Annotated in this window: 8 protein-coding genes and 1 pseudogene; 5 read left to right on the top strand and 4 right to left on the bottom strand. The window is 64.0% G+C overall.

Going from position 1 to position 11,867, the window contains the following annotated elements; translation table 11 throughout:
- The first annotated feature begins 12 nt into the window (after positions 1-12).
- The 4 genes and pseudogenes from aceF (at position 13) to ACGLHT_RS07075 (ending at position 6,152) form a co-directional block, all read left to right on the top strand.
- Positions 13-1,656, top strand: coding sequence for a dihydrolipoyllysine-residue acetyltransferase (gene aceF / locus ACGLHT_RS07090; protein ID WP_274120057.1), 1,644 nt, complete (start codon positions 13-15; stop codon positions 1,654-1,656).
- Positions 1,657-1,997: 341 nt separating this feature from the next.
- Positions 1,998-4,688 (top strand): annotated as a pseudogene (locus tag ACGLHT_RS07085) (putative bifunctional diguanylate cyclase/phosphodiesterase).
- Between the two features lie 168 nt (positions 4,689-4,856).
- Positions 4,857-5,525, top strand: a complete 669-nt coding sequence (gene msrA / locus ACGLHT_RS07080) for a peptide-methionine (S)-S-oxide reductase MsrA (protein WP_003255654.1) — start codon at positions 4,857-4,859, stop codon at positions 5,523-5,525.
- 3 nt (positions 5,526-5,528) lie between these two features.
- The gene (locus ACGLHT_RS07075; RefSeq protein ID WP_015268674.1) at positions 5,529-6,152 is read left to right on the top strand and encodes a glutathione S-transferase; all 624 of its coding nucleotides are present in this window, start codon (positions 5,529-5,531) and stop codon (positions 6,150-6,152) included.
- Positions 6,153-6,301: 149 nt separating this feature from the next.
- Here ACGLHT_RS07075 and creD read toward each other — a convergent pair whose 3' ends face one another.
- The 4 genes from creD to ACGLHT_RS07055 form a co-directional block, all read right to left on the bottom strand.
- Positions 6,302-7,630: a cell envelope integrity protein CreD gene (creD, locus tag ACGLHT_RS07070; RefSeq protein ID WP_137162811.1), complete on the bottom strand. Its 1,329-nt coding sequence runs from the start codon at positions 7,628-7,630 to the stop codon at positions 6,302-6,304.
- A 190-nt stretch (positions 7,631-7,820) separates the two neighbouring features.
- The gene (gene creC, locus ACGLHT_RS07065) at positions 7,821-9,257 is read right to left on the bottom strand and encodes a two-component system sensor histidine kinase CreC (protein WP_013970529.1); all 1,437 of its coding nucleotides are present in this window, start codon (positions 9,255-9,257) and stop codon (positions 7,821-7,823) included.
- Positions 9,257-9,937 (bottom strand): two-component system response regulator CreB, encoded by a 681-nt coding sequence (gene creB / locus ACGLHT_RS07060; protein ID WP_137162810.1) that lies wholly within the window; start codon positions 9,935-9,937, stop codon positions 9,257-9,259. Before creB ends, creC begins: the two co-directional genes overlap by 1 nt.
- Before the next feature lie 184 nt (positions 9,938-10,121).
- The gene (locus ACGLHT_RS07055) at positions 10,122-10,622 is read right to left on the bottom strand and encodes an ATP-dependent zinc protease (RefSeq protein ID WP_015268670.1); all 501 of its coding nucleotides are present in this window, start codon (positions 10,620-10,622) and stop codon (positions 10,122-10,124) included.
- Positions 10,623-10,804: 182 nt separating this feature from the next.
- Here ACGLHT_RS07055 and ACGLHT_RS07050 point away from each other — a divergent pair, with 182 nt between their 5' ends.
- A complete protein-coding gene (locus ACGLHT_RS07050) occupies positions 10,805-11,692 on the top strand; it encodes an acyltransferase (protein ID WP_025337401.1) in 888 nt (295 codons plus the stop codon).
- Positions 11,693-11,867 lie beyond the last annotated feature (175 nt).

The raw sequence follows: 11,867 nt of genomic DNA, 5'->3' as shown, positions 1-11,867 counted from the left end.
GAGTATTTTTAAGTGAGCGAACTCATTCGCGTACCTGACATCGGCAGCGGTGAAGGTGAAATCATCGAGCTGTTCGTCAAGGTCGGTGATCGTATCGAGGCTGACCAGAGCCTGCTGACCCTGGAGTCCGACAAGGCCTCCATGGAGATCCCGGCCCCGAAAGCCGGCGTCATCAAGGAGCTGAAGGTCAAGCTGGGCGACCGCCTGAAAGAAGGCGACGAGCTGCTGGTCCTGGAAGCCGAGGGCGCCGCTGCTGCGGCCCCTGAGGCCCCGGCCGCAGCCCCGGCCCAGGCTGCTGCGCCGGCTCCGGCCGCCGAAGCCGCCCCTGCCCCTGCTCCGGCAGCAGCCCCGGCTGCCGCCAGCGTGCAGGACATCCACGTGCCGGACATCGGTTCGTCGGGCAAGGCCAAGATCATCGAAGTGCTGGTCAAGGTCGGCGACACCGTCGAAGCCGACCAGTCGCTGATTACCCTGGAGTCCGACAAGGCCTCCATGGAAATCCCGTCGCCGGCTGCCGGCGTGGTCGAAGAAGTCCTGTGCAAGCTGGAAGACGAAGTCGGCACTGGCGACCTGATCTTCAAGCTGAAAGTCGCGGGCGCTGCCCCGGCTGCTGCTCCGGCACCTGCCGCCGCTGCTGCCCCGGCCAAGGCTGAGGCGGCTCCAGCCACCGCACCTGCCGCTGCTGCCCCGGCTGCTGCCCCTGCACCGGTTGCTACCGCACCGGCTGCCGGCAGCAACGCCAAGGTTCACGCAGGCCCGGCGGTTCGCCAGCTGGCCCGTGAATTCGGCGTCGACCTGGGCGCGGTTGCCGCGACCGGTCCGCACGGCCGCATCCTGAAAGAAGACGTGCAGGTCTACGTCAAGGCGATGATGCAGAAGGCCAAGGAAGCACCGGCAGCTGCTGGCGCAACCGGTGGCGCCGGCATCCCGCCGATCCCTGCCGTGGACTTCAGCAAGTTCGGTGAAGTGGAAGAAGTTGCCCTGACCCGCCTGATGCAGGTCGGTGCTGCCAACCTGCACCGCAGCTGGCTGAACGTGCCGCACGTGACCCAGTTCGACTCCGCCGACATCACCGAGCTGGAAGCCTTCCGCGTTGCGCAGAAGGCCGTGGCCGAGAAGGCTGGCGTGAAGCTGACCGTGCTGCCACTGCTGCTCAAGGCCTGCGCCTTCCTGCTCAAGGAACTGCCGGACTTCAACAGCTCGCTGGCGCCAAGCGGCAAGGCCATCATCCGCAAGAAGTACGTGCACATCGGCTTTGCCGTGGACACTCCGGACGGCCTGCTGGTCCCTGTGATCAAAAACGTCGACCAGAAGAGCCTGCTGCAACTGGCTGCCGAAGCGGCTGCGCTGGCCGAAAAAGCCCGCACCAAGAAGCTGTCGGCCGACGAGATGCAAGGCGCCTGCTTCACCATCTCCAGCCTCGGCCACATTGGCGGCACCGGCTTCACGCCGATCGTCAACGCGCCGGAAGTGGCTATCCTGGGCGTCTCCAAGGCGACCATGCAGCCGGTATGGGATGGCAAGGCCTTCCAGCCGAAGCTGATGCTGCCGCTGTCGCTGTCCTACGATCACCGTGTGATCAACGGCGCTGCCGCCGCGCGCTTCACCAAGCGCCTGGGCGACGTGCTGGGCGATATCCGCACCATGCTGCTGTAAGGCAGCCCACTGCCCCTCCCCGCGAGGGGCAGTACCCTTTTCGAGCTGCCACGCTCGTACCTCAACCCCGTCGATTGGCGGGGCTTTTTTTTGCCTTGAGAAAGCCGGGAGGGCTTTGCCCTGCTATCGCGACACAAGGCCGCTCCCACAAGGTACCGCGATCGCCTGCGATGGGCCGCAAAGCGGCCCCGGAACTATCAGCCAGACTACAGATTCCCACCCACCAGCCGATAACCCGTCCACAGCATCACGCATGGCTGCTTGCCAGTCCCCGGGACATGATGCAACCTTGCCAGACCTGCCGCCCCCAAGGCCGCGTTTCCTCTTCAAGCGAGTCTTCGATGAAAAGCCAACCCGATGCCGCCAGCCGTGTGGCGGCCGAGGTCGTCACGCAGTTACCCGTGCCCTCGCGGCTCGGCATGCTGCGTTTCGAAAGGCTCAACGAAGCCAGCTGGACCATGCTCTACCTCGACCCGGCCTGCGAGCGCCAGTTCGGCCTGCACGCCGGCGACCTGTGCGCCCTGGTAGACGCACCCTATGCCAGCCTGATGGAACCCGAAGCCCGCTACCGGCTGCACGACGAGATCCAGCTGCAACTGGCCCAGCGCGGCTACTACCGCGTGCGCTACACCTTGCACACGCCAACTGCATCGCTACGCCTGCTGGAGGCTGGGGAAGCCTACAAGCAGCACAACCGCCACCTGTTGCGCGGCTACCTGAGCGTGCTCGACGACCTGGCTGAAGATACCGGCGAGGCCGGTGCCAGCGACCTGGAATCGCGCAACAACCGCCTGCAACTGGCCCTGTAACTGAACCAGCGCGCGCAGCAGGAACAACTCGAGCATCTGGACCGGGTACGCGGCCAGCAGGACCTGATCCTGCGCCTGGCCCGCCAGCGCTACAGCGCCGGGAACTCGCTGCGGGAAGCCGCCCAGCTGATTACCCAGAGCGCCTGCGAGATCTACAAGGTGGACTGCGCCAGCATCTGGCACCTGGAAGACCAGCGTCTGGAGCCGATCATCGCCTGGTACCGGGACGCGCAAGAGCACCGCCAGCCCGAAGCCATCGATGCCAGCCACTTCCCCGATTATCTCGACGCGCTGCACGCCAGCCGCGCCATCGACGCCCACAATGCCGGCCACGACCCGCGCACCCGCGCCCTGGCGCAAAGCATGTGCCCGGAAAACAAGGCCATGCTCGATGCCAGCATCCGTGTCGATGGCCAGGTAGTCGGCGTGCTGTGCCTGGAACAGACCGGCCAGACACGAGCCTGGCAGTCGGACGAAATCGCTTTTGCCGGCGAACTGGCCGACCAGTTCGCCCAGGTCATCACCAACCACAACCGGCGCACCGCCGCCAGCGCCCTGCACCTGTTCCAGCGTGCGGTCGAGCAGAGCGCCAACGCATTCCTGCTGGTCAACCGCGACGGTGTGGTGGAGTACGTCAACCCCAGCTTTACCGCCATCACCCAGTACAGCACCGAGGAAGTGCAAGGCCGCCACCTGGGCGAGCTGCCGGCGCTGGAGAACCTGAGCGAGCTGCTGTTCGACTCGCCGTCGAGCCTGGCCATGGGCAACAGCTGGCAGGGCGAGTTCAAGAGCCGGCGCAAGAACCTCGAGCCCTACTGGGGCCAGCTGTCGATTTCCAAGGTATACGGCGACAACCGTGAGCTGACCCACTACATCGGCATCTACGAAGACGTCACCCAGACCAAGCTGGCCCAGCAGCGCATCGAGCGCCTGGCCTACACCGACAACCTGACCAACCTGGGCAACCGCCCGGCGTTCATCCGCAGCCTGGACGAGCGCTTTGCCCGCGATGGCGAGTACTCGATGTGCCTGCTGCTGGTGGACATCGACAACTTCAAGCGCATCAACGACAGCCTCGGCCACCAGACCGGCGACAAGCTGCTGATCAGCCTGGCCCGGCGCCTGCGCAACAGCCTGCACACCGGCGGTATCCTGGCGCGCTTTGCCAGTAACGAGTTCGCCGTGCTGCTGGATGACACCAGCCTGGAAGATGGCCAGGGCGTCGCCCAGCAACTGCTGCGCACCCTCGACAAGCCGATGTTCGTCGACAACCAGCTGATCAACGTCACCGCCTCGGTGGGCCTGGCCTGCGCGCCACTGCATGGCGCCGACCCGGCCAGCCTGATGAAGAACGCCGGCCTGGCGCTGCACAAGGCCAAGGCCAACGGCAAGCACCAGGTGCAGGTGTTTACCGAAGTGCTCAATGCCGAAGCCAGCTACAAGCTGTTCGTCGAGAACAACCTGCGTCGCGCCCTGACCCAGAACGAGCTGGAGGTGTTCTACCAGCCCAAGCTGTGCCTGCGCAGCGGCCGCCTGCTGGGGCTGGAAGCACTGCTGCGCTGGAACCACCCCGAACGCGGCATGATCCGCCCGGACCAGTTCATCAGCGTGGCGGAAGAAACCGGCCTGATCATCCCCATCGGCAAATGGGTGGTGCGCCAGTCGTGCCGCATGAGCCAGCAACTGCGCGAGGCCGGCATGGGCAACCTGCATGTGGCCATCAACCTGTCGCCCAAGCAGTTCTCCGACCCGGACCTGGTGGCGTCGATCAGCACCATCCTCGAGGAAGAGGCCCTGCCCCCGCACTTGCTGGAGCTGGAGCTGACCGAAGGCCTGCTGCTGGAGGCCACCGAAGACACCCACCGCCAGCTGGATGAGCTGAAGGCACTGGGCCTGACCCTGGCCATGGACGATTTCGGCACCGGTTATTCGTCGCTGAGCTACCTGAAGAAGTTTCCGATCGACATCCTCAAGATCGACCGCAGCTTCATCAACGAGATCCCGGACAACCAAGACGACATGGAGATCACCTCGGCGGTGGTGGCCATGGCTCACAACCTCAAGCTGAAGGTGGTGGCCGAGGGTATCGAGACGCCGGAGCAGCTGGCGTTCCTGCGCCGGCACCGCTGCGACGTGGGCCAGGGCTACCTATTCGACCGGCCGATTCCGGGGCGCGAGCTGGCTGAACGGCTGAAGCGCTATCCGCGTGGTCCGGTGGCCTGACAGCCGCGCAAACCTCGGGCACTATAGAGCCCATTCGGGCCCTATCGCCGGCAAGCCAGCTCCCACAGGGACCGCTCATATCTCAAAATCTGTGATATCCCTGTGGGAGCTGGCTTGCCGGCGATGGCCCCACCACCTATCCAACTGAATAAACACAGAGGAACGGCCATGGTCCTGCGTTCGGAAATCCTGGTGAACAAAAACGTCATGCCAACCGCGGAACAGGCCCTGCCTGGCCGCGAAACGCCAATGAGCCTGCCCGAGTTCCACTACGTGTTCAAAGACACGCCGCTGCTCGGCCCTTTCTTCGAAGGCGCCATCGACTTCGCCATCTTCGGCCTGGGTTGCTTCTGGGGCGCCGAGCGTCGCTTCTGGCAGCGTGAAGGTGTGGTCAGCACAGTGGTCGGCTACGCCGGCGGCTTCACTCCCCACCCCACCTACGAAGAAGTCTGCTCGGGCCTGACCGGCCACACCGAAGTGGTGCTGGTGGTGTTCGACAAGGACAAGGTCAGCTACCGCGAGCTGCTGGCAATGTTCTGGGAGCTGCACAACCCGACCCAGGGCATGCGCCAGGGCAACGACATCGGCACCCAGTACCGCTCGGCCATCTACTGCACCAGCCCTGAACAGCTGGAACAGGCCAAGGCCAGCCGCGACGCCTTCCAGGCCGAACTGAGCAAGGCCGGCTTCGGCGAGATCACCACCGAAATCGACCAGGCACCGACCGTGTACTTCGCCGAGGCCTACCACCAGCAGTACCTGGCCAAGAACCCGGACGGCTACTGCGGTATCGGCGGTACCGGCGTGTGCCTGCCACCGAGCCTGCAGGGTAACTGAAGCATGAGCACGATGACTCTGTTCCACTCGCCGTTGTCGCCTTTCGTGCGCAAGGTCATGGTGGTGTTGCACGAGACTGGCCAGCTTGAGCGCGTGCAGCTGCAGCCGGTGAACATCAGCCCGGTCAGCGGTGACCCACAGCTCAACCAGGACAACCCGATCGGCAAGATCCCGGCCCTGCGCCTGGAAGACGGCACCGTGCTGCATGACAGCCGGGTGATCTGCGAGTACCTCGACCTGCAGCACGTCGGCCTGCCGCTGCTGCCGCGCGAAGGCTCGGCGCGCTGGCGGCGCATGACACTGGTGTCGCAGGCCGATGCCATCATGGATGCGGCGGTGTCGAGCCGCTATGAGAGCTTCCTGCGCCCTGAAGACAAGCGCTGGGATGGTTGGCTGCAGGCACAGGGCGACAAGATCCGCCGTAGCCTGGCCAATCTGGAGCAGGAGCATTTGCCCGAGTTGATGTCCGGGTTCGACCTGGCAGCGATCGGCGTGGCCTGTGCGCTGGGGTATCTGGATTTGCGCCAGCCTGAGTTTGGCTGGCGTGAACACCAGCCTGGATTGGCGGCGTGGTATGCCGAGGTGGCCAAGCGGCCGTCGATGGTGGCAACAGCACCGGCAGCCTGACAGGCCCATTCGCAGCACAAGGCTGCTCCTACAGGCACTCGTGCTCCCCTGTAGGAGCAGCCTTGTGCTGCGAATGCCTCACCTCGGTATCACAGGAAACAGCTGCCCGATCCTGAGGGCCAGCCACCGCCCGATCTCTCTGTCCTCCCTCATGCCGCCCTCCCCACCCGGGCCCAATCCAGCCGCCGGGTCAGCACCATGAATACCCCCAGCAGGCCGAAGCACAGCAACGAGCCCATCAACAGCGCATAGTCCTCGGCACTCAGCAGCCCGTAGAGCAGCGCATACAACGCCGCCAACCCCACCGCAAAGCCCACTCCACGCCCCAGGCTGCGCAACACATGGCTCAGGTAGAAGCCGATCAGCAGCACACATGCCGAAGCTGACAGCCCATACGCCAAACCAAAGCCGATGTGCTCGGACAACGACAGCAACAGCAGGTAGAAGAAGGCCAGCGCCACCCCCACCAGGATGTACTGCACCGGGTGCACGCTGAGGTTCTTCAGCACTTCGAACAGGAAGAAGCCGGCGAAGGTCAGGGCGATGAACAGCAAGGCGTACTTGATCGCCCGCTCGCTCTTCAGGTACTGGTCAACCGGGTCGACGAAGCTGACACCGAAGCTGCGCTCGCTGAAGTCCGCACACTGCCCGGCGGTGGCGCACTGGCGCAGGGCGTCTTCGAGGTTGGTGGCAAAGAACGAGGTCTGCCAGTGGGCACTGAAGCCTTGGGCGTCGATGTCGCGACGACTGGGCAGGTAGTTGCCGACGAAGCTCGGGTGCGGCCAGTTGGCGCGCAGGTCCACGGCGCTGGTGCGGCCTACCGGCACCACGTGCAGCTGGCCGGTGCCTTGCAGTGCGAGATCGAAACCGTAGCTGAATTCACGCGCCTGCAGGCCGTCCAGCCCCGGCAGGCTGGCGTGCACGCCACCACGCATCCAGTCGAGCCGGGTGCCGGCTTCGAACGGCACTTTCTGCTCGCCCATGCTCAGCTCCAGGCCGTTCTCGATGCCGCGGATATCGCTGATGCCTACCACCAGGAACGGCTTGTCGAAGCGGTAGTCGTCGAAGTCCTTTTCGATACCCCAACGTTCCGGGAGCTTGAAGCGGCCACTGATACGGCCCTTGGCGTGGAACAGCCGGGCCTGGTAGATGCCACGGGCGCGCAGTTCGGTGTCCACGCCCAGGTTGGCGTCGAAGGTTTCCGGCAGGAAGTACAGGTGGCCGGCAATGGTGCTGGTCTCCTGGGTGCGCTCGCCGTCCTTTTCGATCCAGCGGCGCTGGTACTTGCGGTAGGGCACCACCAGCAGCGGGCCGCTGAGTTGCTGGTCGAAGCTGGCGCTCTGGGCGATATCGCGCAGCACATTGTCGCGCAGGGCCTGGCGTTCACCGATCAGGCCGCTGATCAGCAGTAGCGGGACGAGCAGCAGCAAGATCAATACGGCGATCATGCCGAGTTTGAAACCGAGGGTCTTGTTCATGGGGCCTCCTGTGGCAGTGGGCGCAGTGTCTGCGCCTTGCGTGGAGGCTTCGGGGAGATGGTGTGGAGATTGTGTGTTTTTGGGGCCGCTTTGCGGCCCATCGCGACACAAGGCCGCTCCTACAGGAGGACGCGCGCTCTTGTAGGAGCGGCCTTGTGTCGCGATGGGCTGCACAGCAGCCCCGGCAATGTCAGCTGATACGCCGCACCGGCAGCCACAACCTCACCCGCACCCCTCCATCGACGTTATCCACTGCCAACGCCCCGCCATGCAGCTGCATCACCTCGGCCACAAAATTAAGCCCCAACCCGGTGCTCTTGCGTCCGCTCCCCGGCCGCGGCAGCGAGTAGAACCGCTCGCTCACCCGCCCAATGGCATAGGCCGGTATCGCCTGCCCCTGGTTGAACACACTCAGCGCCACCCGTTCGCCATCGCGCTCCAGGTCGAACAACAGCGCGCCTCCCTCCGGGGTGAAGTCCAACGCGTTGTCGAGCAGGTTGGCCAGCGCCTGGCGCATCAGGAATGGGTCACACAACAAGCGCAAACCAGCCGGCACCCGCTGGCGCACCTGCAAATCGGCACCTTCGATACGCGCCGCATGGGCCAACAGCAACTCGTCCACCAACGCCGCCAGCGCCACCTGCTGCTCATCCTCCAGCGCCTGCATCTGCTCGACCCGGGCCAGGTTGAGCAGGCGTTCGATCATCTGCTGCAAACGCTCGCTCTCGCGCTCGATGTTGCCGGCAAAGCGCGCCCGCTGGTCAGCCGGCATATCATCGCCCTGCAACAGCTCGGACGCACCACGAATGGCCGCCAGCGGGCTTTTCAGCTCGTGTGTCAGGGTATGCACATACCGCTCGACATAGGCCTTGCCCTCCAGTTGCGTGCGCATGCGCTCGACCGCCTGGGCCAGGTGCGCCAGTTCGCCACCCTTGTAGTGCGGCAGGGCGGCGCGCTCGCCCTCGCTGACCGCCTGGGCGTAGCGGGCCAGCCGGCGCAGCGAACGCGCCAACCACCACGACAACGCGGCACCGATCAGCAGGCCCAAGCCAATCAGCCCAAGGCCCAGGGTCAGCAAGCGCCGTTCGGAGCGGTCGATGTACGGTTGCAGCGAGCTGTTGGGCTTGGCCACGGTGACCACGCCGATGATCTTGCCATCGTCGATTATCGGCGCGCCCACGTGCATCACCGAGGTGCTTTCATCGTCGGGGTCGCTGCGGGTGGAGCGGGCGCCGTACTGGCCACGCAAGGTCAGGTACACGTCATTCCACTTCGAGTAGTCCTTGCCCAGGTCCTCGCCACTGGAGTCCAGCAGCACGGTGCCCTTGGCATCGGTGACATAGATGCGGTGGCTGACCTGGTTCTTGGCCAGGCCCCAGATCTGCGCACCCGGGCTGCGCGAGCCATAGGCCTTGAGCACTTCGGGCAAGCGGCTCTGGTTCAGGGTGCCGGCCTTGACGTCATCGTGCAGGATCTCGGCCAGCAGGTTCGCGGTGTCTACCAGCGTTTCTTCAGAGGACTGGCGCACCACCGGACGAATCTGTTCGCGCACCGTGTTGAGCAGAAAGTAGCCCGCCAGCCCGACGAACAGGAAGTACACCAGGAAGATCCGGATGCCCAGGCGCATCAGGCATGGTCCGGGCTGTAGCTGTAGCCGAGGCCACGGTGGGTCTGGATCGGTTCGGCATCGCTGGCCACCTGGCGCAGCTTGGCGCGCAGGCTCTTGATATGGCTGTCGATGTTGCGCTCGTAGCCGACGTCAGAGGCCACGCCCACGGCGTCCAGCAGCTGTTCGCGGCTGAATACCCGGTACGGTTGCTCGAGCAGGCATTGCAGCAGGCGGAATTCGTGACGGGTAAGGGGGAGTGGCTGGCCGCGGTAGGTAATCTGCATGCGCAAGGTGTCGAGCTGGAACAGCGTGGCCTCGACAGCGGGCTCGACCCTGGGGCCCATGCGCTTGAGAATCGCCCGTACCCGCGCCGCCACTTCACGCGGGCTGAAGGGTTTGACCACATAGTCGTCTGCGCCGATTTCCAGGCCCACCACCCGGTCGATTTCGCCATCGCGGGCGCTGAGGAACATTACCGGTACTTCGCTGAAGCGGCGCAGCTGGCGGCAGGTTTCGAAGCCACTGATATCAGGCAGGCCGATATCGAGGATGACCAAGTCGGCCGGGCGCTGGCGCTGCTGGTCGAGGGCGGCGCCGCCCAGGGTTACCCATTCGGTGCTATGGCCGTCGGCCTGCAGGGCGTAGACCAGGGTGTCGGCGATGGCAGCTTCGTCTTCGACGATGAGGATGTGGGGCATGGCGTCCGGGCCTGTGCAGATATCTATGGCGACGCACTATTGTGTAGGAGCGGCCTTGTGTCGCGAAAGGGCCGCAGAGCGGCCCCGACAATGTCTGCATCAACGCTGGAATCGTGGGGCCGCTTTGCGGCCCGATCGCGACACAAGGCCGCCCCTACAATGGAGGGACCAATGCGGTTTCGAATCAGCAGCCTGGCTTGCCAGCGGTGAACTTCTTGGCCGGGTTGACCGCCGCCTTGAACTCGCGCAAAGCCTTGGAGCCCACCAGCAGCGGGTAGTTGAAGCTGCTACGGTCCACCAGGTTTACCTCGACGGTGCGCTTCACATCCCCCAGGCACAGCTCCAGGTCGACCACCGGGCGCTTGGAGATTTCCGGCGCATCGCCTTCCTCCTCTTCATCGGCACGGCCCTTGATCTTGCTGATGCGCGAGACCTTGTGCTCGTACACCTTGCCGTCCGAGTCCTTGGTAGCCAGGCGGAAGCGCACCCACTCGTCGCCATCACGGGTGAACAGCTCGATGTCCTTGGCCGACAGCGACGCGGTGAAGGCACCGGTATCCATCTTGGCTTTCAGGGTTTCGCCCAGTTCGGGCAGGGCTATGTTCTCGTAACGGCCATAGATTGTGGGCTCGGCGGCCATGACCGGCAGCGCCAACAACGACAGCAGGGCAAGCAGAGGTTTCACAGGCAAGCTTCCTTGAGGAGGGTCAGTGCTTAGACTGCACTGGCAGGATAGGTTCGCTGTCACAAGCCTAACCAACATAATGTGAAACATTTGTCCTCGCCGCAGGGCACTGGAAATTTGGCGTAGGCCACTGCCCTGCTTATCATTGCCAACCGTTTATCTCCCACAACAAGAGTCTCTTTATGCGTCGCCTGCTGACCGGCATCCTCACTACCACCCTGCTGCTGCTCAACACCCTGGTGTTGATCTGCCCGCTGCTGGTCTTCGCCCTGCTCAAACTGGTGCTGCCGGGGCGTGGGCGTGACTATGCCTCATGGGCGGTGATGTGGGTGGCCGAGACCTGGTCGGAGATCGACAAGGCTATCTTTGCCCTGTGCATTCCTACCCAGTGGGATATCCGTGGCGTCGAGAACCTGCGCAAGGACACTTCGTACCTGGCCGTCAGCAACCACCAGACCTGGGTCGATATTCCGGCGCTGATCGAGAGCCTCAACCGCCGTACACCGTTCTTCAAGTTCTTCCTGAAGAAGGAGCTGATCTGGGTACCACTGCTGGGCCTGGCCTGGTGGGGGCTGGATTACCCGTTCATGAAGCGCTACAGCAAGGCCTTCCTGGAGAAGCACCCCGAGCTGAAAGGCAAGGACCTGGAAATCACCAAGGCTGCCTGTGAACTGTTCAAGCGCCAGCCGGTGACCGTGGTGAACTACCTGGAAGGCACACGCTTCACCGAAGCCAAGCGTCAGCAGCAGCAATCGCCGTATCGCTACCTGCTCAAGCCCAAGGCTGGTGGCGTGGCGTTCGTGCTGGCGGCATTGGGCGAGCAACTGGATGCCTTGCTGGATGTGACCATCGTCTACCCCGGCAACAAGGCGCCGGGTTTCTGGGATTTGCTCAATGGCAGCATCAGCCGGGTGATTATCGACATTCGTGTGCGTGAACTGGACCCGATGCTGTGGGCGGGGGATTACGAGAATGATGCTGAGTTCAGGCAGACCGTGCAGGCCTGGGTGAACCAGTTGTGGGTGGAGAAGGACTTGCGGATCGAGCAGCTGCGGGTGGAGATGGGCTGAGATTTCCATTGCCTGACCAGGCCTCTTCGCGGGTAAACCCGCTCCCACAGGTACTGCGCAGAACTCAAGACCTGTGAGCCCCCTGTGGGAGCGGGTTTACCCGCGAAGAGGCCGGAACAGGCATTACAAATATCCGATTAAAAACCTGGCTAATAATCAGCATTAGGATTACTTC

The organism is Pseudomonas sp. PsB, from assembly GCF_043658375.1.
GTDB classification, from domain to species: domain Bacteria; phylum Pseudomonadota; class Gammaproteobacteria; order Pseudomonadales; family Pseudomonadaceae; genus Aquipseudomonas; species Aquipseudomonas putida_Z.
The sequence above is the reverse complement of the archived record's forward strand: the minus strand, read 5'-3'. Positions and strand labels throughout refer to the sequence as shown.